This is a genomic window from Dyadobacter diqingensis, from assembly GCF_024220585.1.
In the GTDB taxonomy this organism is placed as follows: domain Bacteria; phylum Bacteroidota; class Bacteroidia; order Cytophagales; family Spirosomataceae; genus Dyadobacter; species Dyadobacter diqingensis.
Genome location: NZ_JAMXKF010000007.1, coordinates 193536 through 217955, shown reverse-complemented (window position 1 = coordinate 217955; position 24420 = coordinate 193536). Strand labels below are relative to the sequence as shown.

The 24420-nt window shown below is 43.2% G+C and carries 23 protein-coding genes; 15 read left to right on the top strand and 8 right to left on the bottom strand.

Features of this window, described 5'->3' with window-relative positions:
- Positions 1-136 precede the first annotated feature (136 nt).
- Positions 137-904 carry a DeoR/GlpR family DNA-binding transcription regulator gene (locus M1L62_RS19420; protein WP_256527734.1) on the top strand — a complete coding sequence of 256 codons (768 nt, stop codon included), beginning with the start codon at positions 137-139 and terminating at the stop codon, positions 902-904.
- A gap of 879 nt (positions 905-1783) precedes the next feature.
- On the opposite strand, the gene M1L62_RS19415 is transcribed toward M1L62_RS19420, so the two are convergent.
- Positions 1784-3895 carry an outer membrane protein assembly factor BamB family protein gene (locus tag M1L62_RS19415; RefSeq protein ID WP_254561278.1) on the bottom strand — a complete coding sequence of 704 codons (2112 nt, stop codon included), beginning with the start codon at positions 3893-3895 and terminating at the stop codon, positions 1784-1786.
- A gap of 245 nt (positions 3896-4140) precedes the next feature.
- Between M1L62_RS19415 and M1L62_RS19410 the strand changes: the two genes are divergently transcribed.
- From M1L62_RS19410 to M1L62_RS19380, 7 genes are all read left to right on the top strand, one after another.
- Positions 4141-5559: an alkaline phosphatase gene (locus M1L62_RS19410; protein ID WP_254561277.1), complete on the top strand. Its 1419-nt coding sequence runs from the start codon at positions 4141-4143 to the stop codon at positions 5557-5559.
- Positions 5560-5769: 210 nt separating this feature from the next.
- Entirely contained in the window at positions 5770-6432 is a 663-nt protein-coding gene (locus M1L62_RS19405; RefSeq protein WP_254561276.1) for an ABC transporter ATP-binding protein, read from the top strand.
- Between the two features lie 33 nt (positions 6433-6465).
- A complete protein-coding gene (locus tag M1L62_RS19400) occupies positions 6466-7776 on the top strand; it encodes a TolC family protein (RefSeq protein ID WP_254561275.1) in 1311 nt (436 codons plus the stop codon).
- A gap of 209 nt (positions 7777-7985) precedes the next feature.
- On the top strand, positions 7986-8669 hold the full coding sequence (locus M1L62_RS19395; protein WP_254561274.1) for a hypothetical protein: 684 nt from the start codon (positions 7986-7988) through the stop codon (positions 8667-8669).
- 3 nt (positions 8670-8672) lie between these two features.
- The gene (locus M1L62_RS19390; RefSeq protein WP_254561273.1) at positions 8673-9365 is read left to right on the top strand and encodes a putative outer membrane beta-barrel protein; all 693 of its coding nucleotides are present in this window, start codon (positions 8673-8675) and stop codon (positions 9363-9365) included.
- A 77-nt stretch (positions 9366-9442) separates the two neighbouring features.
- The gene (locus M1L62_RS19385) at positions 9443-10138 is read left to right on the top strand and encodes a GDSL-type esterase/lipase family protein (RefSeq protein ID WP_254561272.1); all 696 of its coding nucleotides are present in this window, start codon (positions 9443-9445) and stop codon (positions 10136-10138) included.
- 146 nt (positions 10139-10284) lie between these two features.
- Positions 10285-11628, top strand: coding sequence for an FGGY-family carbohydrate kinase (locus M1L62_RS19380; protein WP_254561271.1), 1344 nt, complete (start codon positions 10285-10287; stop codon positions 11626-11628).
- Between the two features lie 73 nt (positions 11629-11701).
- Here M1L62_RS19380 and recG read toward each other — a convergent pair whose 3' ends face one another.
- Complete coding sequence (recG, locus tag M1L62_RS19375; RefSeq protein ID WP_254561270.1) at positions 11702-13822, bottom strand: ATP-dependent DNA helicase RecG; 2121 nt, start codon at positions 13820-13822, stop codon at positions 11702-11704.
- 99 nt (positions 13823-13921) lie between these two features.
- On the opposite strand from recG, the gene M1L62_RS19370 reads away from it, so the two are divergent.
- Positions 13922-14422, top strand: coding sequence for a DUF2911 domain-containing protein (locus tag M1L62_RS19370; protein WP_254561269.1), 501 nt, complete (start codon positions 13922-13924; stop codon positions 14420-14422).
- A gap of 75 nt (positions 14423-14497) precedes the next feature.
- On the opposite strand, the gene M1L62_RS19365 is transcribed toward M1L62_RS19370, so the two are convergent.
- From M1L62_RS19365 to M1L62_RS19340, 6 genes are all read right to left on the bottom strand, one after another.
- Complete coding sequence (locus M1L62_RS19365) at positions 14498-14794, bottom strand: winged helix-turn-helix domain-containing protein (protein ID WP_254561268.1); 297 nt, start codon at positions 14792-14794, stop codon at positions 14498-14500.
- A 31-nt stretch (positions 14795-14825) separates the two neighbouring features.
- Entirely contained in the window at positions 14826-15947 is a 1122-nt protein-coding gene (locus tag M1L62_RS29610) for a hypothetical protein (RefSeq protein WP_310589989.1), read from the bottom strand.
- A gap of 26 nt (positions 15948-15973) precedes the next feature.
- Positions 15974-16351 carry a diacylglycerol kinase family protein gene (locus tag M1L62_RS19355; RefSeq protein WP_256527733.1) on the bottom strand — a complete coding sequence of 126 codons (378 nt, stop codon included), beginning with the start codon at positions 16349-16351 and terminating at the stop codon, positions 15974-15976.
- Positions 16326-17012, bottom strand: a complete 687-nt coding sequence (locus M1L62_RS19350) for a DUF1361 domain-containing protein (RefSeq protein ID WP_254561267.1) — start codon at positions 17010-17012, stop codon at positions 16326-16328. Before M1L62_RS19350 ends, M1L62_RS19355 begins: the two co-directional genes overlap by 26 nt.
- A 152-nt stretch (positions 17013-17164) precedes the next feature.
- Positions 17165-18064, bottom strand: coding sequence for an SMP-30/gluconolactonase/LRE family protein (locus M1L62_RS19345; protein ID WP_254561266.1), 900 nt, complete (start codon positions 18062-18064; stop codon positions 17165-17167).
- Positions 18065-18108: 44 nt separating this feature from the next.
- Positions 18109-18759 carry a thioredoxin family protein gene (locus M1L62_RS19340; RefSeq protein ID WP_254561265.1) on the bottom strand — a complete coding sequence of 217 codons (651 nt, stop codon included), beginning with the start codon at positions 18757-18759 and terminating at the stop codon, positions 18109-18111.
- Positions 18760-19084: 325 nt separating this feature from the next.
- Here M1L62_RS19340 and rplU point away from each other — a divergent pair, with 325 nt between their 5' ends.
- The 6 genes from rplU to M1L62_RS19310 all read left to right on the top strand — a co-directional run bounded on the left by rplU (position 19085) and on the right by M1L62_RS19310 (position 24395).
- Positions 19085-19396, top strand: a complete 312-nt coding sequence (gene rplU / locus M1L62_RS19335) for a 50S ribosomal protein L21 (RefSeq protein WP_090335300.1) — start codon at positions 19085-19087, stop codon at positions 19394-19396.
- 85 nt (positions 19397-19481) lie between these two features.
- Positions 19482-19766 (top strand): 50S ribosomal protein L27, encoded by a 285-nt coding sequence (gene rpmA, locus M1L62_RS19330; RefSeq protein WP_090335299.1) that lies wholly within the window; start codon positions 19482-19484, stop codon positions 19764-19766.
- 158 nt (positions 19767-19924) lie between these two features.
- Positions 19925-20521, top strand: a complete 597-nt coding sequence (locus tag M1L62_RS19325; protein WP_254561264.1) for a NifU family protein — start codon at positions 19925-19927, stop codon at positions 20519-20521.
- 210 nt (positions 20522-20731) lie between these two features.
- Positions 20732-21805, top strand: coding sequence for a hypothetical protein (locus M1L62_RS19320; protein WP_254561263.1), 1074 nt, complete (start codon positions 20732-20734; stop codon positions 21803-21805).
- Entirely contained in the window at positions 21793-22848 is a 1056-nt protein-coding gene (locus tag M1L62_RS19315) for a ferredoxin--NADP reductase (protein ID WP_254561262.1), read from the top strand. Before M1L62_RS19320 ends, M1L62_RS19315 begins: the two co-directional genes overlap by 13 nt.
- Positions 22849-23327: 479 nt before the next feature.
- Positions 23328-24395, top strand: coding sequence for a substrate-binding domain-containing protein (locus M1L62_RS19310; RefSeq protein WP_254561261.1), 1068 nt, complete (start codon positions 23328-23330; stop codon positions 24393-24395).
- Positions 24396-24420 lie beyond the last annotated feature (25 nt).

The window sequence follows — 24420 nt, the reverse complement described above, 5'->3', positions numbered from 1 at the left end:
CAAATATCAATAGGGTGGTGAATATTTTAATAATAATATTTTAAGAAAATGCCGTATATAATTTTTAAAAATTACTTTTGTCTGAAATATAAAATTGCTATTCCTAAATATTGTAGAATTTATTCTGAATACTGATATGATTCAATCTTCGACATCGATTATGAAGAAAGAGCGGCAAATGCTCATTATGAAGCAGATAAATCTGCATAATCGTGCATTGTCTTCCGATTTGAGTATGCTGCTGAATGTCTCTGAAGACACCATTCGCAGAGACTTGAACGAGCTGGCAGAAGCCGGAAAGCTTGTAAAAGTTCATGGCGGAGCTTTGTCGAAATCGTATCAGTTTAGCTATTCAACGGTGAATGCGTATGCGTCGTCGGCCAAGCAGGTAATCGCGCAAAAAGCGGCTTCTCTCATCAAAAAGGACATGTTTGTTGTGATTGGCGGCGGGACTACGGTAAGCGAACTGATACGGCACATTCCCATGGATATTTCCGCTACGTTCTTTACGGTCAGTTTGTTGACCGCCTTGCAGCTTTGTGATCATTCGCATGCGACTGTTATTTTTGTGGGTGGAACGATTGCAAAAACATCTCAGATCAGCGCCGGAGGTGAGGTAATTAGCCGGCTTGCCGATATTCATGCGGATTTATGCATTTTAGGAGCCAATGGAATAAGTTTTAACGAGGGCATTACCGAATCGGATATGGAGACGGTTCAGGTGAAACGTGCGATGATGAAAGCATCAAAACAAACCGCCATTCTGACGATTTCTGAGAAGCTGGATTCGGTGCAACGCGTGAGGGTTTGCGATCTGGATGAAATAAATTATCTGGTAACGGAGCTGGAACCCGATAGTGGCGAATTGAAGGCGTATAAGCGGGATAGGTTGACAATCATGTAATTCGTTTGAGCGGAGATTTTCCGGTCATTCGAAAAGATGTCAATCGGCCACCCCTACGGGGTTTCGGCTCGACAAGTGACATTTGTTTTTCTACAATAATTTCATCCCTTCGGGATTTTGCTTGGTTGAGATTTTAAGGATTCGGGTATATTTCCGAATCCAAATTTCCGAAATTCAATTCCACAAATTCGGGAATTTGATTTGCTCAAAATCCCAAAGGGATGGCATTATTGTAGAAAGGGCATGTCAAGATTAGTATCCCAACCCTGAAAGGGTGACATAATCATTTCAGGAATTCAATTGCATTTCGCCGACTAGCGCTGTAAATCTGCCACCCCGACGGGGTTCTGCTCTGGCAAATGGCATCTATTTTTCTATAATACTTTCATCCCTTCGGGATTTTGCGGCTATAAATTATTGCGTTGTTCTGCCATATGACAACCTCGAAAAGATTCTTTTAATTCTGAAATTTCAACAAGCCAATAACAATCCCGAAGGGATGGCATTATTGTAGAAAGGATTTATAAAAACCCAGATACCGACCCTGAAAGGGTGACATATTTATTTTAGGGAAAAAAACATTTCGCGACATCCACTTCCAATCTGCCACCCCGGCGGGGTTCTGCTCCGGTACATGGCCTCTATTTTTCTATAATACTTTCATCTCTTCGGGATTTTGCCTAGTCGAAATTTTGAAGATTCGGTTATATTTTTGAATTCCGATATCCGCAATTCAATTTCTCGAATTTGGGAAATTGAATTGCTCAAAATCCCGAAGGGATGGCATTATTGTAGAAAACTTGTCCGGGTAGCCGGGCATTAACCCTGAAAGGGTTGCCTATCTACCTGATTAACCCAAATTACAACGGAGCTAAATGATTACGGCAATGCAAACGCCACATAACTATCGCCCTTTTTCGTTCCTAATTTTGTTCCGCCGCACGCCACCACCACATATTGTTTTCCGTTAACTTCGTACGTGCTCGGCGTTGCAAACCCGGCAGCCGGCAATTCTGTTTGCCATAGGAGTTTACCGGTTTTCTTATCAAAAGCACGGAACATCCCATCCTTGGTGGCTGCGATAAATAGGATACCTCCCGCCGTAATAACAGGGCCGCCGTAATTTTCTGTACCCGTTGGAGCGATTCCTTTGGCTGTGAGTTCTTTAAACTCGCCCAACGTATTTTGCCAGAGATGTTTGCCTGTATTCAGGTCGATAGCTGTCAGGGTTCCCCACGGCGGGCTGATTGCCGGATAGCCTTTGTTGTCAAGGAATTTATTATAGCCGTTGAACTTGTAAGGCATTACCGGTGCTTTTTTTCCTTTACTAGTCGTCGCTATTTCCACTTTTTCATCGCCAAAAAGAAAACTGACAAGCGCCTGTTTTTCTTCCGCGCTAATACTTGTGAAGCCCGGCATCATCCCTTTTCCACTCGTAATAAGTTTGGAAACAAACTCCCGGTCCCTTCGCTGGCCAATATCCAGAAGCGAGGGATACCCGCTTTTCGGATTTCCTTTTCGTTCCGGTCCGTGGCAAACGATGCAGTTCAAAGTATAAACACGCTGGCCGGGACTTAAATGAGAAAGTTCATCTTCCTTTGGTGTCGGGCTCAGGCTGGCGATCCAGGGCATTTCATTGGCATTAACATACATGATTCCCTCGGGATCCACCGCTGCGCCGCCCCATTCTGCCCCACCATCGAAACCTGGAAGCAAAAGGGTCGGGATTTCTCCGAAGGGCTGGTAAAGACCTTTTTTTACTTTCCGGTAAATGGCCAGCAGCGAATCGCGATTTTCCGCATGGGGGTTGATATCGGCTTCCGTGACTGTTTGTCTTGCGTATGGCAGAGGCAAAGTCGGGACCGGTTGTGTAGGCCAGGATTTTTCTCCGGCCACATCACTTTTCCGGACCGGGACTTCTTTGATCGGGAAAATAGGCGTACCGGTCACGCGGTCAAAAACGTAAACATAACCCAGTTTGGTCACCTGCGCGACCACGTCTATCAGTTTGTTATCTTTTTTAATGGTGACAAGGTTCGGTGGTGCCGGAATGTCACGGTCCCAAAGGTCGTGGTGAACGAATTGGAAGTGCCAGATTCGCTTGCCGGTTTTTGCATTAAGTGCAACGAGGCTGTTGGCAAAAAGATTTTGCCCAGCCCGGTTACCGCCATAAAAGTCAAATCCGGCTGAACCCGTTGGCACATAAAGAATGCCGCGTTTTTTATCGACGGCCATGCCTGCCCAGTTATTGGCCGCACCTACTTCCGTATTTTTATATACATCTTTTGGCCATGTATTGTACCCGAATTCTCCCGGATGTGGGATGGTATGGAATGCCCAGGCCAGTTCTCCCGTACGTACGTTGAAAGCCTGAATATTTCCGGGTGCCGCGTCAGGACCTTCGGAGAGCCTTAATGGCATATAAATCAGGTCGCCGTACAGCGTACCAGGAGTATTGGATATTACAAATTTGTCCTGTGCTGTCGCTCCGAGGCCTTTCTTGAGGCTCACGCGTCCATCCTCCCCGAAAGATTTGATGGGTTGTCCGGAAACCGCGTCCAGTGCATAAAGCCAGGAATCAAAAGCATACATAATTCTTGATTCATTGCCACTGCTCCAATAGGTTACGCCACGATTGGTATTAAATCCGCCGCCTTTGCCGGCCCTGAATTTCCATTTTTCTTTTCCGGTTGCGGCGTCCAGGGCAAAAACCTGATTGGTAGCCGTCACGCCATATAACGTTCCGTTGACAATGATCGGATTGCATTGCACCTGCCCGGAATCCAGTGAATGGTATTCCCAGGCTTTGGTTAAACTGGCAACGTTCGTCGTGTTTATCTGCGTTAAGGTAGAATAGTGGTTCCGGTCGGAGCCGCCGAGGTATTCAGGCCATTCAACATCGGAAGATTTTTTCTTGTCACTTAATGTGAGTTTCGCGGAGATCAGTGAGACTGTTAGTAAAAGTAAGCCCGGAATCAGTATTTTTTTCATCAATGGGTTCAGGTGATTTATTGAAAGTGAAGTTAAGCGATTTGTCTGAATTATAGTAAAATTCGAATAAATAATTGGGTGAGAAGTGCTTGCCGGCAATAGTCGGTTTGGCAAAATAACTGACCGGCTGATCGAAAATTTAACAAAAAGACCTCATCAGAATAATCATCTGTTAATATCTGAAACTGTATTTTGTCAGTTAGAGAAAACCGAAAAATCCGGTTTGTAACAGACAGATCATTGAAATGAAAAGAAGAGATTTTTTTAGAAATTCCTCCCTAACGGTTGTAGCAGGTTCATTAATATCACCTTTCGGAGTATTCGCAGGCAATACGGAACCACAGGTTTTGAAAGGCGGAACCACAGCCAAAAATATTATTTTTCTGGTAAGTGACGGAATGAGCACCGGCACGCTCAACATGGCAAGTTTGTTGTTGCAGCGTAGGGAAGGGCGCCAAAGTCACTGGATGCAGCTTTATCTTGATAACAAGGCTAAACGTGCTTTGATGGATACGGCTTCTGCCAATTCTTTTGTGACCGATTCTGCTGCTTCAAGTTCGGCATGGGGCGGGGGAGTCAGGGTTAATAATGGCTCTTTGAATGCCAATCCGGACGGAAGTTATAACAAACCCATTTTGCAGAAATTTAAGGAAGCCGGTAAGTCGGTGGGTTGCGTTACGTCCGTGCCTATTACACATGCAACACCCGCAGGTTTTTGTATCAATAATAAGTCGAGAGGCGACCAGAACGATATCGCACTTCAATATTTGCCTTTGAAATTTGATGTGATGATGGGTGGAGGCCAGGATTATTTTGATCCTGCCAAAAGGAAAGATAAGGGTGATGTGTATAAAAAGTTTGACGAAGCCGGTTATGTGACGGTTAAAACGAAAAAAGAACTTTTCAATCTTCCTGCCTCGGAAACAAAACCTTTGCTGGGCGTATTTGCTGATAATGCTTTGCCATTCACCGTGGACCACCAGAGCGATGCGACGTTGCGCGAGCAGGTGCCAACCCTGGCTGAAATGACGAAGGCTGCCATTGATAAATTAAAGAAAAACAAAAAAGGTTTTGTGATGCAGGTTGAAGGTGGAAAAGTCGACTGGGCTGCACATTCCAACGATTCTGCCGGGCTGCTGTATGACCAGATTGCTTTTGATGATGCCATAAAAGTGGCCATCGATTTTGCCGAACAGGATAAGGAAACACTGGTAATTATTACAACCGATCATGGTAATGCCAATCCAGGGCTGTTTTCAGGCTCGATGACAGAAAAGAATTTTGAGTACATGCATAACTTCAAACACAGTAACGACTGGGTTTTGAATGGTATCAACAGAAATTCGACCGTTTCGCAGGTCATCGAGCGCCTCGAAGAAGCGCAGGGATATGCAATCAAGAAAGCGGAGGCGGAAAGTATCTTAAAACATTACACCACTTTGAATGAAGAAGGACTGTACAATCCAAAAAAACTTCCGTTCAAAGAACTGGGGCAAATTCAAACGGCCTATACTTCCATTGGCTGGGCGGGGATGGACCATTCCGGCGACTATGTGGAGCTGGCAATGTTTGGTCCGGGCAGCGAAATGCTGAAACCTTTTGTGAGAAATACAGATCTGCACAATTTTATGCTGGATGTGACTGACGTGCGCAGCCGAAGCTAAAAGAAAGATATAGGAAATTTGTCACCGTCCGAAATCGTACAAAAGTGTACGGTTTCGGACGGTTTTATTTTATTGGTATGGTCTAAGTTGTTGATTTACAATAATAAAAATTTCTGGCAAGCCTTTTTCAAAACTAAATAAACAAAAGAGAATTTAGAAACACGGGCAAATATCTTTTCTTGTGGATCAAATCTCAAATCCTAATTAATAATGATCAAATTAGAAAAAATATCTAAGCACTATCCGGCTGGTTTTGGCAAGACTTATGTACTCCGCCACATTGATTTGAATATTAAAGAAGGAGAGTTTGTCTCCATCATGGGTCCGTCAGGATCCGGGAAGTCCACTTTGCTGCATATTCTGGGATTGTTGGAAGAGCCGTCTGAGGGAGAATATTTGTTTCTGGATGACCCGGTTCAGAAATTAACTGAGAAAAAACGTACGGAATTACACCGTCATCATATTGGATTTGTGTTCCAGGCTTATCACCTGATCGACGAACTTACGGTGTATGAAAACATTGAAACACCGCTTTTGTATAAAGGCGTTTCGGGTTCAGAGCGGAAAAGCCGCGTTGCCGAATTGCTTGACCGGTTTAATATGGTTGCCAAAAAAGACCTTTTCCCGCATCAGCTCTCGGGCGGGCAGCAGCAGCTGGTTGGTGTGGCACGCGCGATCGTTCATAGTCCCAAGGTGATTTTTGCAGATGAACCTACCGGAAATCTGCACTCTGAACAGGCGGTCGAAATTATGGAGTTATTTCAAAAACTTAATCAGGAGGATAAGGTAACCATAGTACAGGTAACCCATTCGGAGGCCAATGCTACATACGGAAATCGTGTAGTAAGGTTGAAAGATGGCTGGCTGGCTTAAAATTGCATATTCTCTATCATTTGTCTATTAGTCATGAAACGAATATTATTACTCCTTTGTCTGCTTCCATATGTAACCCAGGCGCAAAAGAAATTGGACTTCGCAGACTGTGTGGAACTGCTTGGCAAAAATAACCTGACTTATCAGGCTGGAAATCTCCAGGCTGAGGCAGCGCAGGCGCAACTCCGGCAGACAAAATCTCAGATACTTCCGCAGATTTCTATTGGAGCCAATCACAGTGTAAATCTGGGACGGAGTATTGATCAGTACACCAACGCGTATATTGATCAGCTTTACAATTACAATTCCATCGGCGCAGGGTTTCAGATGCCCATTTTTCAGGGCTTCAAAATCCAGAACCAGATTCGCCAGAACCAGCTTTTGAAGGAGTCTGCGATGGAAAACCGGGTAGCCGTTTTGAATACCCAGACAATTCTGCTTATGCAGGGGTATGTAAATGTTCTGGCAACAAAGTCTTTGTACGAATCTTATGTTCAGCAGGTGGAATCTTCCAAGCAGCAGGTGGATCGTGTTGAGAAACAGCTGAACGCAGGTGTTGCGGCGCAAAGCACTTTATACGAGATCAAAGCACAGCTGGCTAACGATAAGTTTGATATGGTGACGGCTTTGAATAGTTATAGAACGGCGCGTCTGGCACTCTTTCAAAGAATGAATATTGAGCCGGATGATGCCGTTGAGTTTGAACCGCTTTCGGAATTTGTCCTTCCGGCAGATTCCAAGGATGCCGCCGCAGTTTATGAAGATGCACTGAAACAGTTTCCCGAAATCAAAAGCGCGGAGCTGAGCCGGAAAAGTTATACTTATCTGGTGAAATCGATTAAGGCCAACAACTTTCCGTCACTGACGCTGCGGGCAAATATCGATGCGTTTTATGCTTCAACCAACCGGAATCTCGATTATTTTAATCAGCTGAATGCGACCAGAAATGGTTCTTTAAGTCTGGGTTTAAATATCCCGATCATGGGCCGATGGATAACCCGGCCACGTGTGGAGGTTGCAAAAGTTCAGGAGCGTCAGGCACAGAACCAGTTTGATGTCGCCAAGCAATTATTGCGCCAATCGGTGGAAACCGCGGTTTTGGAAGTTGCCAGTACTGCCGACCGGTATGCGGCGGCGCAAGGCCAGTCCGAGTCACTGACAGCCAGTTTTGCCGTTGTTGAAAGTAAGCTGAACGCAGGAACTGCCAATATTTTTGAATATGCGCTGGCAAAGGCCAATCTTGGAAAAGCACAAGCCAATGCGATCCAGGCGAAGTACGAATACATGATGAAGCAAAGATTACTTCAATATTATCGCCAGGGTAACTGGACTGGTATTTATTAATTACAGAAGAAAAGCCATGAAATTAAAAGAAAGTCAAAGCCGATTGACCGCTAATGACTTAGCAAGATAGTTAGGTGAATTTTGGTACAGGTAATATTTAGAGGCGACCCGCAGTTGCCTCTTTTTTTATATTTTTTGTTAAAAAAACAAAATAGTTATATCGGTTACATAAACTTGGTTATCTTGCCTTTAAACCAACTACTCATGTCATGAAAAAAACTCTTCTTATCGGCTTTTTAAGCTTGCTTTGGTTCATCACACCCGTCAAAGCTCAGCTGGAAAAAGGAACGAAGTACCTTGGTGGTACGATCGGTTTAAATGGGCAAACCTATAATTATGATGAAAAGGACACAAAATCTGATACGCGAAGTGGTAGCGGGCATACCATTTCACCTGAAATGCAATGGGGCTATTTTTTAAATAGTTCGACAATGATAGGTCTTGGGGCGCGATACAGTTTTCAATGGAGCCGTTCTCAATATGATTTACCGGGTCAGAAAAATAGAGGAAATTCACACTCTGTTCAACTTTTACCTTTCATCAGAAAATACAAAACTCTGGGTGATCACTGGGCAGTATTCTTTCATGCAGAAATTGGCCCATCTTATAATTGGAGTAAAACCAAAGTTACCGGCGATTATGCCTATGAAAGTAAAATTGACTATTGGAGGCATACGGTTAGTATAAAACCTGGGCTCAGTTACCTTTTTCCCAAAAAAGGTTGGGTAATTGAAGGGTACGCCGATGTACTATCTTTAAATGCCAGTTATCTTGTTAGTAAGGAAGGGCTGGGTGAAGCGAAAAACTTTATGTTTTCTTCTGGCATATCAACCGACTTTCCCACGTATTTTTCAATTCGTGTTGCCAAGTATCTAACGTCACCAAACAAATAAGCTATGAAAAAGATCTTTATAATGATTTTTGCTTTTCTGTTTTGTACGACGGCAAAAGCACAATTTGAAACAGGCGACACCTTTATAGGAGGCGGCTTTTATAACACATTTAGCAACTTTAAATCTCAGAATTTAAATTCCTCTGCAACCACCTATGGTCATAACATCAACGTTGCCTGGGGGACATTTGTGAAAGACAATAAGGCAGTTGGCTGGGGGATCAACCATACTTTGAGTTTACAAAAACTGAAAGAATTTAATGTTGATCCGAGACGTTTGCGAAATTTTGGAATTGGCGGAGAACGTTTTTGGGAATTTTACAAGCCGCTGAGCTCAAAGTTTTCGGTATATGTCAGACCAAGCTTAAGTTTAACATATAATTTAACAAATGAATATAGTCTGATCAATGATAAATTGACCGACGAAACCAGGCTTAACAAAGTAACTGTTGGGGCAAGTCTTGGGGCAGGTATTGTCTGGAGAGTTACGCCCAAATGGGCACTGTACGGAAGTTTTGCCTTTGCTAATCCAATAAATATCTCAACGGGATTTGGTGAGATAGAAAGTTATACCCGGGTAAGCGCTGGCGGTGAAAACTTGAAAACGAAAAAAACGTTATTTGATTACCAGTTTTCACCTTCTTTTCAAACCGGTAGTATCGGCTTAGGTTTCCGTTATTTTTTTGCCAGGAGATAGATAAGAATATAATCAACCAATACACATTAAAAATCCGGTGGATATGCCTTCTTTGGTATATCCACTGTTTATTTAAGATGAAAAAATATTTAGTCGCACTCGGCTTTTTGGCGATTGTTTCATGTCAGAAACCGAATTATAATACTATTGACCGGCCCTGGGAGCCAGATTATGCGGTTAACCGGTCGGAAAGTTCCATAGTTGCTTTTGAAAAAAAGGATGCTGAAAAAATGCCGGCGGCTGGCGGTATTGTGCTGGCCGGGAGTTCGACGTTTACCAAATGGACAAATGCTGATAAGGATCTGGCACCTTTGCCGATTATTAACCGTGGTTTCGGCGGCTCAACTTTGCCGGAAGTGATCCATTATGCAGACCGCACGATATTTAAATACCATCCCAGGACCGTTGTTATCTACTGTGAAAATGACATGTTTGGAGAAAAGCGAAAAACACCTGAGCAGGTGAGGGATGCTTATGTTACGCTAACGAAGTTAATTCATGAAAAAGAACCTGATGCCCGGATTTATGGTGTGTCGCTGAAACCTTCGCCCTCGCGCTGGGCCAAAAAGACGGATGTGGAAAAGGCGAACAAACTGATCAGTGATTTTATCAAACGTGACCGCAAGCATCAGTACATCGACATATGGCCGGTGATGATGAAAAATGGCCGGCCCGATGGAAGCATATTCCTCAAAGACAGCCTGCATATGAACGAGGAAGGTTATAGACGCTGGGTGACAGTTTTGAAACCAATTTTAGAAAAATCTGAGTAGAAAATTGGCAAGCTTACTTTAATGCTATTCGGTGAATAAGTAAGATTTTAAAAAGTCGGACTAAGGGTATAGCTTTTAAAGTAAAGTCACTATATTAACCGAAAAATAGATTTCCGTATATTAAAAGTGATAGCGCATACAAAATAATGAAAGTAACGGCGGTTTTTGATATTGGCAGAACCAATAAAAAGTATGTACTTTTTGATGAAAAGTATCAGATTATAGAAGAAGTTACCGAATCGCTTCCTGAGACAACGGATGAGGATGGATTTCCAACGGAAAATATTGAATTGTTGACGCAGTGGGTTGAAGAACGCTGGGCTGATTTAAAGAATAATCCAAAATATCATATTCAGGCAGTGAACGCTGCGGCTTATGGCGCGAGTCTGGTTCATCTGGATGCAAGCAACAAGCCGGTGACACCGTTATATTCTTATTTAAAACCGCTTCCGGAAGCACTTTTAAACCAGTTTTACAGTACCCACGGTGATCCGACGAGGCTTGCCCTTCAGACAGGTTCGCCTGCAATGGGTATGTTAAACTCGGGTATGCAGCTGTACTGGCTTAAACATACCAAACCTGATATTTATAAGAAAATTGTTTCCTCGCTTCACTTGCCGCAGTATATTTTGTTTTTGCTGACAGGACGGAAAGCGAGTGATTATACCTCCATCGGGTGTCACACCGGGCTATGGAGTTTTGAAATGTGGGATTATCATGAATGGGTAAAACAGGAGGGGATTCAGAAAAAGCTTCCGCCTGTCCTGGCGTCTTCGTCCTTTATTTACCGTGATGCTGAAAAAACGATCCAGTCAGGATTCGGCCTTCACGATAGTTCATCGGCACTGGTACCTTATCGAATGGCGGTTAAGAAGCCTTTTGTGTTGTTGTCGACCGGTACCTGGTGTATCAACTTCAATCCGTTTTATTCAAAACCGCTTACCTCGCATCAGCTGGATCGCGATTGCATGAACTACCTGACGCCGGAAGGCAGCGGAGTCACCACATCGCGTCTGTTTATGGGTCGTGAGCATGATTTCCAGGTAAAACGAATTGCTGAATATTTCAAAGTTGAGGCTGATTTCTATAAAAAAGTGGCCTATAATGAAACGATTTTAAAAGCGGATACTCCTCCGTTTTATGCAGCTTGCATGGCCGGAAACGGGCCGTTCCCGGAAGTAAACACGAAGGAATGGCAGATCAGCGCTTTTGCATCACCAGAGGCAGCTTATCACCATTTGATCAAAGGGCTGACGGAAATGCTCAAAGTTTCACTTCATTTGATCGGTGTCAATGATGTTCATGCGATCTACATTGACGGTGGATTTGCAAAAAATGAAATATTTACACGGCTGATCGCAGGTTATTTCCCTGACCATAAAGTGTATGCGACAGATTTGCCATACGCAACATCGCTGGGTGCAGCCCTGCACGTAACCAGACCTCAATCTTTTGAATTTAAAAGTGAGATAAGGGAAGTTGTTGCTTAAAATAGGAACGACTTATTATACAATTAAGAGTTGCGAACTAACCAGAAAGGGGAAATTCGTAACTCTTTTAGCTTTAACTGATCCGACTCCAGTTTGTCTCCTCCTTCCGCATGTTGTTAATATGATTCCGGATCGGGGCGTTTTCCGGCTGGATTAAATCAGGGTCAGTATTTAAAATGGCTTCTGCTGAAATTCTCGCCGCTTTCAAAATTTCCCCGTCTTGCGCCAGATTGGCGATCAACAGGTCCATAAGTCCGCTCTGCTGTGTACCGGAAATATCACCGGGGCCACGTAATTGCAAATCTACCTCGGCAATTTCAAAGCCGTCATTTGTTCTGCACATGGTTTCCAGCCTTAGCTTGGTTTCCTTGCTGATTTTATAATCGGTGATCAGGATACAATAAGATTGTTCGGCTCCGCGTCCAACCCGTCCGCGCAACTGGTGAAGCTGTGATAATCCAAATCGTTCGGCATTTTCGACAACCATTACAGACGCGTTCGGAACATTAACTCCAACTTCAATGACAGTGGTGGCAACCATGATTTTGGTTTCGGCTCTCACAAAACGGGCCATTTCAAAATCCTTGTCTTTGGGTTTCATTTTCCCGTGAAGGATACTGAGCGGAACGTCCGGAAATGCTCTGGCTATGCTCTCATAGCCATCCATCAGGTCCTTTAAATCCAGTTTTTCTGATTCTTCAATCAAGGGATAAACCATATAAATCTGTCTTCCCTTGGCGATTTCATCTCGCAGGAAGCCAAAAACGGAAAGTCGGTGTGCGTCGTATCGGTGTACGGTTTTAATCGGTTTTCTTCCCGCCGGTAGTTCGTTGATTGCTGATATATCCAGATCTCCGTAAAGGGTCATGGCCAGCGTTCGGGGAATGGGTGTTGCGGTCATAACCAGCATATGCGGGTTCGTAAACTGGTTTTTGGCCCATAACTTACTACGTTGCGCAACGCCAAAGCGGTGTTGTTCATCAATTACACACAGCCCAAGATTCTTAAACTGAACGATATCCTCAATCAGCGCATGCGTCCCGACAATGATTTGCATCGAGCCGTCCAACAATTGCTCGTGGATCAGTTCCCGCTCTTTTTTCTTTGTTGAACCTGTCAGTTTACCAATATTGACGCCCAGTAAATCAGCAAACTTTTTCAATCCCTGATAATGCTGGTCCGTCAGAATTTCCGTTGGAGCCATCAGACAAGCCTGCGCGTCGTTGTCCAGTGCCAAAAGCATGGTAATAAACGCAACGATCGTCTTGCCGGAACCTACATCACCCTGCAAAAGCCTGTTCATTTGTTTTCCCGTTTTCAGGTCTTCGCGGATTTCATGAAGCACGCGAACCTGGGCGCCGGTCAGTTCAAAAGGAAGATGGTTTTCGTAAAATTCACGAAGCAGTGCCGTTTTATTGAAGACGAGACCGGGAAATTCAGTTTTATGTAAAAGCTTGTTTTTGATCAACCTGAACTGGTTGTAAAAAAGCTCCTCAAATTTTAACCGTCGTTGGGACTGGTGAAGCCAGGCCTGACTTTGCGGATTGTGCAGATTCCAGAGCGCATCCGTCTTGGTCACCATCCGGTATTTTTGAACCAGATTTTCAGGTAAGGTTTCGCGGATGTGCGGTCGGGCTATTTCGAGGAGTCCGCGGATCATTTTACCGATCGCCTTGCTGTCGATAAATTTCCTGCGGAGTTTTTCAGTCAGCGGGTAAACAGGCTGCCAATAACCACCTTTTTCATTTTCCTGCGTTAACAATTCAATTTCCGGATGCGTGATACTCCATTTAGAACCGAAAGCCACGGGCTTCCCGTAAACAATATATTCGCCATTCGGGCGCAGGTATTTTTCGAAATAATTTATGCTTTGAAACCATACCAGATCAATTGTTCCGGTACCATCTGTAAACTGTCCGACAAGGCGTTTTTTGCCTCCTTCGCCGACAATAGTCCATTCTCTTAACCTACCCTTGATTTGTGCCGCCGGAAGTAACTCGGTTAATTGGCTTATCCTGTGAAAGATAGTTCGGTCTTCGTGCCTGAACGGATAATGCTGTAACAGGTCACTATAATTGAAGATGCCCAATTCCTGATTAAGCAGAGCAGCCCGTTGTGGGCCGACACCTTTAAGGAATTCGATTTTAGTATCGAAAAAATTGTTGCGTACTTGTGTTTGCTCTCCGGAAGTCATTTTTCAAAAGTACGAAATTTGAAGTAAATGACTTGACTAACAACTTTTGAATTGCGTATTTCGTTACTGTTTCAATAACAACCATCACTAAACAAATTTATGAAAAAAACGCTTTTCTCTTTATTATTGACATTTGTTGCATTTACCTGGTCATGTGCACAAAGCCCGAGAGTTACTGCTGACGGCAAAAATGTAAGTGTGGCCTATGGTCAGCCATCGAAAAAAGGACGTTTGCTTTTTGGTAAAGAAGGAAGCGAAAGCCTTGAAAAATATGGAAAAGTTTGGCGTACCGGTGCCAACGCTTCTACTGAAATCACATTCAAAAAAGATGGCCAGTTTGGTGGTAAGGCTGTTAAGGCAGGTACTTATAGCTTGTTTACAATCCCGGGAGAAAAAGAATGGAGCGTTATCCTGAACAGCGTTTTGGGCCAGTCAGGTGCTTATGACTATGAAAAGAATAAGGCGAAGGACGTGTTGAAAATTACGGTTCCTGCGAAAACTTATTCAGCTTCTGAGGAAAAACTGACTTTCACAGTTAAAGATACTGAGTTACAATTCCAGTGGGACAAAGCAGGTTTCTCTGTTCCTTTAAAATTCTAATTATTGCCATTTTTAAAAGAAAAGCGCTGAGCATGAAATTTCGTGCTCAGCGCTTTTCTTTTGGCAGTTTCTGGTTTACATATTCTGCCGGATCATATTTTCCAGGACCTGGAGGTGGTCCGTGAAGGCTTTCTGGCCGGCTTCGGTGACTTTGTAAGTCGTATTGGGTTTTCTGCCTACAAACTGCTTCTGAACCAGAATATATTCCGTTTCTTCCAGCGCTTTCAGGTGTGATGCGAGATTACCGTCTGTAAGTTGCAGAAGCTCTTTCAGCTCGTTAAAACTTACGGCATCATTCACCACCAGAACTGACATCAGTCCAAGGCGGATTTTACTTTCAAATACTTTATTAAATTTTTCTAACCATTCCATTCTGCCCGCAAGTTATGAAGTCATTTGAGAACTATTTATTGACTTCCATAAAAAGTAGTGCGTCCCGGTTGCGGAGCCACACCGCCTGATCACGCTGATTGTTGGCTTGCGCCGTAATTAAGGTCGATGCGAAACCAGTGCCCAACGAAACCCAAAAGAATTTTTTCAACGCATCCCGGTTTCCCGTTATCAGTGAAACAATAGAGCCGGCAGAGCCGGCAATGGAGATCACCAGGGCAAGATTCCGCTTTCGTCTCGATCCGAGATACAGCTGCATACCACCTTCGGAAATCATAAATTCTTTCCTGATCGCTTTTTGACCGGTATAAACGACATTGTTTTTTATAAAACTATTTGCTCCCTGAAGGTAAATTGTTTCCTTATCGTACCATTTTCTGGCAGTAGTGTCTGTGGGCAGTGCGGACGGTATCTGAGCCTGACAAAAACCCGCAGAAATCAGGATAAATAGTAATGCAGCAAATCCACCTTTATTTGGTGTGTTAGCAGAACTACTTTCTTCACGATCATATTTGTTATACATCGCAAAGCCGTACACAATGTGTAATACCCCGAATCCGAGAGCCCAGAAAAAAAGCGAAAGCCCCGTAAAAAACAGCGCAAGAGAGCCGATGATAATTTCCAGAATGCCCATGTAAGAGACTTCTGGCCAGGTATAACGGCTTGCGTTGAACAAGGCTAAGCCGTAAAAAATCAAAGTTGCGGGCAATACCAGCCAGATATAACCATAAGAAAGCATTGCGAGGCAAAATATTCCACCGGATGCAAGCGGAATGAACATGCTCAGGACCAGTCGGCGGGAGTTTTTATTCCAAACCTGAAATCCTTTTTTCTGCGCTTTTCTCACCGTGAGCAGGATACCAATGGCAAGAGAAAAGAAGAGAACCAGTACGCCGTCCAGAAGCAAAAAGTTCACAGCTTCCTTCTGAGTAATGGCGCCGGACGTGTCATAGGAAGAAAAACTTTCGGTGAACCAATCTGTTTTTAAACGGACATACGCCACGGCTGCACCGATCAGTGCAAAAATTCCTGCAAAAACACCGCTTAATCCGCTTAGTGAAAGAAATTTGTTCGACCGTTCCATCAGGTCGCGGATCTCATTTAAGGTGTGTAGTGAGTCTTGGTTTGAGGACATATAAAATCAGATTCGTAGATAAGAGTTTAGTTCAGGCATTCCCATAGTTTAGGCAAAAAGATAAATCCGGCAACAATGACGGCCGAAATTGCAAGGATTAACACACCGGCTGCCGCTACATCTTTTACGATTTTAATGGATGGGTGATAATCCGTAGTGACCGTATCAGCCAGTTTTTCGATCGCAGTGTTAAAGGCTTCCGCAGACCATACCAAAGCTATCTGGATCGTGATAATGCACCATTCTGTCACCGAAATTTTAAAACCGATTCCGGCTGCAACAATCAGGATGGCAGCGAGCAAATGGATCTTCGCATTGTTTTCGTGCCGGAACAAATCGTATATGCCAACACCGGCATAACGGAAACTTTTAAGCGCTTTACGAATATTTATGGGTTGACTCATTTCTTTTAAGTTCTGCGAAAATATGGAACGCAAAGTACAACAACATCAGCACGAACGAAAACGTGAAGGTGTGTTTTATGGCAAAAGGGTCACGCATGCTGTGTAAAATGCCACGCGCCAGTGACATAGGCTGTGCGATAATATCCCAACTGTTCCAGCGTCCGTATCTCCCTAGAAATACACCAAATCCGCTGAGAAACATGGAACCGGAGATGGCCAGCCAGGCAATTTGCTCATTCCAGCGATGTGTCAGTAACCGGTGGACAATTCTTATCGAATATAGTCCGGTCAGAAATCCGGCGACTGCGAAAGTGAATATCATCAGAGCATCAAACCAGATCATATCCTCCGAGGTGGCTCTGAGATGAAGCAGATCGGTGATGATGTAAGGCGCATTTGGAAAAAATAGGAGCCATACGCATAAATGGATTAGCAGCAGCCAGACCGGGATTGTCGCTGAAAGCTCTTTTTGCCAAACCCATTTAATATAAAAAAGCGGTACCCAGGCAAGAAATAAATTCCAGGGAAGAAATATAAAGCCGAGATTTTGCGTGATAAGAATTCTAAAAAATAAAAGTGATAAAGAAGAAGCAGAAACCAGGGCCAACAACGCCACTTTGTGATTTCCCTTTAAATAGCGGAGCAGTGTATTTAGTGTCATGATTTTTATTTAAAGTACTTTGTTTTACAAAGTAAATACATAAAACTTTATTTAGACAATCTCTGCCGGATTATTTTTGTGAATGAATGTGCGTTTTTATGCTTTTCTAAACAGATTGGCGAAATGGGGTATGATCAGTTAAGTTCCCGCGCTCATTTTTTAGCGGTAAACTCCTCCATCATCTGCCATTCCCGGCCGGCAGTTTTTGCTTTGAAGGTTTCAAGGCAGCCACGGTCCTGAAGCGTGATGTAACAGGTCTTGCCATTTTTTCCGCCAAAACAGATGTTGGAAACTTTTTTTCCGATCGTTGGTATGGTTTGGATCACTTTTCCGGCTGGCGAAAGTACGGCTACTTCACCTTTACCGTGACGGGCGATGTACAGGTTGCCTTGGATATCGCAGCGCATACCATCCATGCCGCCGTCGGCGAACGTGTGGATCAGGCGCTTGTTCGATAATGTTCCGTCCGATGCGAGATCAAATGCCCATACGTTGCGCTGCACGCTTTCGTTGACATACAAGGTTTTTTCGTCGGGACTGATATCAATACCATTGGTCGTACCCATTTTCTCAGCCACCAGCCGGGTTTTTCCCTGAGGAGAAACATGCCATATCTGGCCTGTTCCTTCTTTCCAGTTAGGGTCTGAGCAAAAAATATGGCCGCTTTTAGTGATCGCCAGGTCGTTAGGCTGGTTCATTTTAGGTTCGTTTGCAAACACAGTCACATTTTTGGTGATCATATCTACTTTCAGCACATTATGTCCTGTAAAGTCCGCTACATAAAATGTGTTTTTATCTCCGAAACGGATACCATTTCCGGTACTCCCTTTGGGAAGAGTAACAAAAAAGCCTGATTTTCCACGACGGTTCATCTGGGCGATGGTGCCGTCTCTGGCAAAATTGACGGCATAGATATTTCCTTCCGAATCCACGGCCGGGCCTTCGCAGTTGGCGGTAAACTCACCTTCTGCCGAGAATTTTTTTGACTGACCGAAACTGAAATTATTTGAAATCAATAATGCAACAAGCAGGGCAAACGCTGAAGTTCTCATGAGCTAAATAAAATAAGAGGGTACTATACTAAAACGTTATGGAATTAATTTCTCCACTTAATGGCGCATCCAATCGGCTTGGTCGACATGGTTACTACCGGCTTACCGCCAATCAGGTTGCTGACAGCTTCTTCCACATAAAATTTAGTGGCTCCGGCAGGGTCCTGCGGATTATCGTCGATCATACCGATATACTGGACAATAAAGCGGCCATTGCTTCTCGAAATAACATATACCTGCGGTGTGCGGGCAGCGCCGAAAGCCTTGGCAGTTGTTTGCATTTCATCAACAAGATATGGGTAGTTATAACCTTTTGAAGATGCCCGTTCCTTCATTTTTTCAAAAGAATCGTCAACATGTGTTCCCGGATCGCTCGGGTTGATGGCGATCACCGGAAATCCCTGAGAAGCATATTTGTTGTTCAGGGCGATAACCCGGTCCTCATAAGCTTTCGCGAAAGGGCAGTGGTTGCTCGTAAATATCACAATAACGCCTTTGGAAGAAGAAAAATCGGCAAGCGAAATGATTCTTCCGTCAACATTTTTCAGTTTAAAATTGGCAACCGCATCGCCCACCTGGTAGCCAGCCGACTGCAATATTTCCGTTGTATTTTTATTGATATCATTATCGTCGTTTGCAGCCGCGGACGCAACGCCAGAGAGGGCAATAAGTGAAATCCACAGAAAGAGTTTCATCTTGTTTAATTTAGTATTCATTCAATGCTCATGACGTTAGTTTATATAAAAGTAACCGAATGAAATGTTAAGCTTTGTTAATGACGGTAAAAGTATACCGGATCATATACTTACCCGTTTTCGTTTTGGATTCTGGCATATCTAAAACGTACGAAATTAGCTATTTATTCGGGTTTACAATACGCAGATATCCGAAATGCGTGGCAGCGGTAAATTATTTTTAACGGGTCCTCGGTATTTTTTAATATAAACCGTTGTGATTCTGTTGATATCTGTTTATCTTTGCACCTCGTTTTTGAATATCAGTTTATCATAAATTATTATCATGTACGCAATCGTAGAAATCGCAGGTCAGCAATTTAAAGTTGAAAAGGGTCGCGAAATCTTCACGCATAGGCTTGAAGGTGACGTGAACGCTGCTCTTGTGTTTGACAAAGTCCTACTCGTTGATAACGAAGGCACAGTACAAGTAGGTGTTCCTACAGTAGCAGGCGCTTCTGTAAAAGTTACGGTGCTTGAACACCTTAAAGGTGAAAAAGTGATCGTCTTCAAAAAGAAGAGACGTAAGGGTTACAAAGTTAAGAATGGTCACCGTCAGTATTTGACGAAGATCAGCATTGACGAAATCGTAGCTTAATTAAAGGCGGTATTCCGCTGCGGCTGTGGTTTTAATGAACTTCGGCTTATTCACAATCATCGAAAAAACAAAAAAGTAAGATATCATGGCACATAAGAAAGGTGTAGGTAGCTCTAGGAACGGACGTGAATCAGAAAGCAAGCGTCTTGGTGTTAAATTGTTCGGCGGTCAGCACGCGAAAGCAGGAAATATTCTTGTTCGTCAGCGCGGAACGAAACACAACCCAGGCAATAACGTAGGTATTGGTCGTGACCATACTTTGTTTGCTTTGGTTGAAGGACACGTTGTTTTCCGTAAAACACGTCTTAACAAATCTTTCGTTCACATCGAACCTATCGCTGCTGCAGTTGAAGTTGCTGCTGAGGCATAGTCCAAAGATTTTCGGTTAATCCGTAAGATTTTAGAAACCCGCTGGATTTATTCAGCGGGTTTTCGTTTTTATTTGGATTGGTTTAAACCAAAATAGAAAAACGAGTGTTCTAAGCAAGGATCGTAAGAATTGTCCTATACCAGATATTATTGAATACCATGTTAAAACGTCCCGTATTTGTATATACAGAATTAAGTCCAAATCCGAATTCGATGAAATTCGTCTTGAATTTCGAATTGGTTCCGGAAGGACTTTCATTTGATTATCCTTCTCTGGAATCGGCTTTGGAAGAAGGAAGCGGCTCTCCTCTGGCGGGAGATCTCTTTCAGTTTCCTCATGTGAAAAGAGTTTTTATAGCCAGCAATTTCATAACCATTTCAAAAGATGATGATATTGCCTGGGAAGAAGTTTTGCGAGATACCAAGCAGTTCATTAAAATCTATTTTGAGGAAAGTCAACCCGTATTTTTTGAAAAAACAATTGAGAAAAATACGCTGATCGTTGATTCGAGAGATTCGGATACGGTTCAAAAAATAAAAGCAGCACTTGATCAGTACGTGCGTCCGGCAGTTGAATCGGATGGTGGAGCTATTAATTTCCACTCGTTTAATGAAGATACAGGAACGGTTAAGGTATTGCTTCAGGGCTCATGCAGCGGATGCCCGTCATCTACGCTGACATTGAAAGCCGGGATCGAAAACTTATTGACCCGGATGGTCCCTGACGTAAAAGAAGTAGTTGCCGAAGGAGTTTAATTTTGGCTTTCGGCTGTCAGCAGTCGGCTTTCGGTAGTCGCCTTTCGGCGGGAGATATCGATGATCTTTAATTGTCGATGGTCAGCAGTCGGCTTCAGCCATGAATACCAATGATATAGTTTTTGGCTGACGGCCGAAAGCCCCAAAGAAACCCTTGCCTCAACAGGCGGGGTTTTCTTTTTTTACGACAATTTGCTAGCTTTCCGGTTCATGAAAGACACTTTACAGCATTTTATTGCTAAAATTGAAAATCTTCAGTCAAGAGGAGACCGGTATTTTCCGGAAGGAATTTTCCCGGCTTATCGGGATAATGGCCTGATCGGTTATAACCGGCCGGATACAACAATGTTCTTTTCAGCTATTATCAGCTTTACTTTACAATCTATTTTTGAGCAGACTGATACAGTTTCTCAGCAGAAAATCAAGGGAATTGTGTCCCGCGTTGTCCAAAATTATCCGGATTTTCAGAATAAGGATGGTTTAAAAACCTATAATTTCTGGAAAACGAAACCTTCAAAACATTTTCCAAACGGGCATATTTTTCGGCATTTTGAGCATTTTCGTATTCCGGATGATGTGGATGATACTGCTTTCGCATATCTCACGACAAATCCGGAAAAAGAACAGGTGTTATGGCTTAAAGAGAAACTTGCTTTACACGCCAACGGAACAAAACAGTGGATTCGAAATACCTATCCGGAATATCAGCGGCTCAGTGCTTATTCTACCTGGTTTGGGAAGAATATGTATATCGAATTTGATGTTTGTGTGCTGAGTAACCTGCTTTATTTTGTCTTTAAAAACAATTTGCCCTTAAATAAGCATGATGAAGATAGTCTGGCTTATATCATATCCGTGATTGAAACTGATCGCTATCTTACGGTTCCGTTCCGGTGCGCGCACCAATATCCGCGGACACCGCTGATTATTTATCATGTAAGCCGGCTTATAGCTGCGTTCGACCCTTCGCAGTTGCAGCCTGTCAAACAAAAACTTATTGAGGATACCACAATGTTGTTAGAGAAAACGGAAAGTCCGATGGACAGGGTTATCCTGTCAACTTCTCTGATGCGGTTTGGTTTGCGGCCGGAGCGTATTCCGGTTGAAAGCTTTACAGAAAAAGACTTTAAAAATTTTTACTTTTTCATAGCAGGCCTGATGACGGCCTATGAAAACAAATTACTTTACAAGATTTCCAGCAGCCCGATTTTTCATATGCACTGGCTTTGTGAGGCGCATAACTGGACTTTACTGGCGGAATATGAAACTTTATGGAACCAATAACAGATGCCACCATATTGCTTCGTGTGCGGCACATCATTGTTGAAAGCTACGATATCAGGACTTTTGTTTTCGAGAAAACCGATGGCGGAAAACTCGATTACCAGGCGGGTCAGTTTCTTACTTTTCTGATTGATATGCACGGGCATGAAGTGCGACGTTCCTATTCGATGAGTTCTGCGCCGGATGTTGATGCGTATCCTTCCATAACTGTCAAGCGTATCCCTAACGGAGAGATATCCCGCTTCTGGATCGACTTTGTGCATGAGGGAGATATTTTCACTGCGTTGCCTCCTGCCGGTCGTTTTACGCTGGAAAAATCATCGGGAGAGCCCAGGGATATTGTGCTGATAGGAGCGGGGAGCGGCATAACACCGTTGTTCTCGATTTTGAAACACGTGCTTTCGTCTGAGCCTGACGATAAAGTCACGCTGCTGTATGCTAACAGAAATGAGAGCAGCACACTTTTTATGGAGCAGATCGCGATCTGGGAAAAACTTTTTCCGGAAAGGCTTCGGGTAATTCACATTCACAGCCAACCATCCGATCACTGGAATGGCATACGGGGCCGGATCAATAATACACGGCTGGAACAGATGATCAGCAGGTCGCTTTCCTATGGACCTGAAAATGCACGGTTTTTCATTTGCGGGCCTTTTGAACTGATGCGCTCTGCCGAAATCACGCTCCATTACATGGGTTTTGGAAAAGATAAGATACGCCGGGAAAACTTTGTCATCTGTAATCCGCCGCCCATAACCCGGGTTGAGCTGCCGCATTACATCAGCCTGATTTTTAAAAATAAAAATTACAACTTGTATGTGCCTGAAGATAAAACAATTCTTCAGGCGGCACTCGACGCGGGTATTCATTTACCTTATAGCTGCAAGGGCGGAAGCTGTGCTACTTGCGCCGGTATTTGTACGACCGGAAGTGTATATATGACAATTAACGATGTACTTACAGACGGAGATCTGGCACAGGGTTGGATACTAACCTGCACCGCTTATCCGGAGGATGATCAGGTGACGATCGAAATTAAATAACAGGTTGGTATTTAGCCAAAAAAACGTGCAGAGTTTGATTCTGCACGTCAGGTCTAAGAGTTTAGAACTAGTAGGTAATCTTATAAGGGTTTAGGAATAATATAATGCGATTGGAATGTGCGTAATTGAAACAACGGTCATTGTTTTAATTCAACGAATTTTCTTTTCACATTTTTATTTAATGCAAAATTACTTGTAATCTGTTACGAAGCAAGTAATTTTAAAGAAAAGTGTTCGAGCACGCAGCAATTTTTTTGTAATGTGTACGAACACATGATATTTTTGTCATTTACTGGTTAGATTTGTAAATCTAATGCACATTTTCCTAATTTCTAAGAAATATTAAATAATGTGTTGAAATTTTATTGTTTTGGCTAAAATGGAGGCCATAAAATAAGTTTTCAGGGTTGATGATAGTAATTGTACTATTTTTATACAAATGAAATCCGGGTATATTCCCGTTCGTTATTGTTGACACAGTGAAAAAGAAGATTGTTCGAATAAAAGATATTGCTGAGCGTGCTGAAACGTCCAAAGGAACTGTTGACAGGGTTTTGCATAACCGTGGCAGGGTGGCGGAAGATGTACGTGAAAGAGTATTGAAAATTATTAAAGAAATGAATTATGAGCCGAATTTTTTGGCTCAGTCTTTGAAAACGCAAAGGACTTACAGTTTTATAGCATTGGTTCCTGATCCTAAAACGGACCCGTATTGGGAATCTCCGGAACATGGTATAGCAAAGGCAGAAAAGGACCTCAGGCAGTACGGGATTTCAATCACCCGATTTATTTTCGATCCGCATGATGTTGATTCCTTTATCGAAAAAGCGAAGGATGCCACCCGCGAACATCCGGACGGACTGTTAATAGCGCCTCTTTTTTATAAAGAAGTATTACCGTTTTTCAAGGAATGGGAAGCGTTAAAAATCCCTTATGTATTATTCAATACGCAGATTTCTAACGTAAATCCACTTTGTTACATCGGCCAGGATTCTTATCAAAGCGGGTTTCTGGCGGCCAAAATTTTAAGTTTCGGTCTGCCGGATCCTTGTTCCATGCTCGTTTTGCATATTGATGAAGATCTGCCGAACTCGGCGCATTTGATTACCAAAGAAGAGGGTTTTAAGGATTATTTTATCAGAAAAAATCTGACAGATAAATATAAGGTGCTCGAAGCTGAACTGAATTTTTCGGAAGGGGATTCATTTGATCATAACCTTGATCAGCTTTTGGCAGGGGAAAAGCAGCTTAGGGCTATTTACGTGACTAACTCCAAGGCGTTTGCTATTGCCCAGTATCTTGAAAAAAATAAGCTGAGCCATATCAAACTTGTCGGATACGATTTAATTCCGCAGAATCTGCATTACCTCAATCTTGGTTTTGTTGATTTTCTGATCAATCAAAATCCGTTAGGGCAGGGGTACTGGGGGATTTATCAGCTGGCCAATCATTTGGTTTTCAAAAAAGAAATTCCGCCGATTAAGTTTCTGCCGCTGGATATTATTACCCAGGAAAATCTGGAATACTATCTCGATCCGGAGCAGTAATTCACACATCACAAAAAACGGGAAT

Coding starts and splice junctions, on each gene's coding strand:
- M1L62_RS19420 (WP_256527734.1), top strand. CDS start 137: ATGATTCAATCTTCGACATCGATTATGAAGAAAGAGCGGCAAATGCTC.
- M1L62_RS19415 (WP_254561278.1), bottom strand. CDS start 3,895: ATGAAAAAAATACTGATTCCGGGCTTACTTTTACTAACAGTCTCACTG.
- M1L62_RS19410 (WP_254561277.1), top strand. CDS start 4,141: ATGAAAAGAAGAGATTTTTTTAGAAATTCCTCCCTAACGGTTGTAGCA.
- M1L62_RS19405 (WP_254561276.1), top strand. CDS start 5,770: ATGATCAAATTAGAAAAAATATCTAAGCACTATCCGGCTGGTTTTGGC.
- M1L62_RS19400 (WP_254561275.1), top strand. CDS start 6,466: ATGAAACGAATATTATTACTCCTTTGTCTGCTTCCATATGTAACCCAG.
- M1L62_RS19395 (WP_254561274.1), top strand. CDS start 7,986: ATGAAAAAAACTCTTCTTATCGGCTTTTTAAGCTTGCTTTGGTTCATC.
- M1L62_RS19390 (WP_254561273.1), top strand. CDS start 8,673: ATGAAAAAGATCTTTATAATGATTTTTGCTTTTCTGTTTTGTACGACG.
- M1L62_RS19385 (WP_254561272.1), top strand. CDS start 9,443: ATGAAAAAATATTTAGTCGCACTCGGCTTTTTGGCGATTGTTTCATGT.
- M1L62_RS19380 (WP_254561271.1), top strand. CDS start 10,285: ATGAAAGTAACGGCGGTTTTTGATATTGGCAGAACCAATAAAAAGTAT.
- recG (WP_254561270.1), bottom strand. CDS start 13,822: ATGACTTCCGGAGAGCAAACACAAGTACGCAACAATTTTTTCGATACT.
- M1L62_RS19370 (WP_254561269.1), top strand. CDS start 13,922: ATGAAAAAAACGCTTTTCTCTTTATTATTGACATTTGTTGCATTTACC.
- M1L62_RS19365 (WP_254561268.1), bottom strand. CDS start 14,794: ATGGAATGGTTAGAAAAATTTAATAAAGTATTTGAAAGTAAAATCCGC.
- M1L62_RS29610 (WP_310589989.1), bottom strand. CDS start 15,947: ATGTCCTCAAACCAAGACTCACTACACACCTTAAATGAGATCCGCGAC.
- M1L62_RS19355 (WP_256527733.1), bottom strand. CDS start 16,351: ATGAGTCAACCCATAAATATTCGTAAAGCGCTTAAAAGTTTCCGTTAT.
- M1L62_RS19350 (WP_254561267.1), bottom strand. CDS start 17,012: ATGACACTAAATACACTGCTCCGCTATTTAAAGGGAAATCACAAAGTG.
- M1L62_RS19345 (WP_254561266.1), bottom strand. CDS start 18,064: ATGAGAACTTCAGCGTTTGCCCTGCTTGTTGCATTATTGATTTCAAAT.
- M1L62_RS19340 (WP_254561265.1), bottom strand. CDS start 18,759: ATGAAACTCTTTCTGTGGATTTCACTTATTGCCCTCTCTGGCGTTGCG.
- rplU (WP_090335300.1), top strand. CDS start 19,085: ATGTACGCAATCGTAGAAATCGCAGGTCAGCAATTTAAAGTTGAAAAG.
- rpmA (WP_090335299.1), top strand. CDS start 19,482: ATGGCACATAAGAAAGGTGTAGGTAGCTCTAGGAACGGACGTGAATCA.
- M1L62_RS19325 (WP_254561264.1), top strand. CDS start 19,925: ATGTTAAAACGTCCCGTATTTGTATATACAGAATTAAGTCCAAATCCG.
- M1L62_RS19320 (WP_254561263.1), top strand. CDS start 20,732: ATGAAAGACACTTTACAGCATTTTATTGCTAAAATTGAAAATCTTCAG.
- M1L62_RS19315 (WP_254561262.1), top strand. CDS start 21,793: ATGGAACCAATAACAGATGCCACCATATTGCTTCGTGTGCGGCACATC.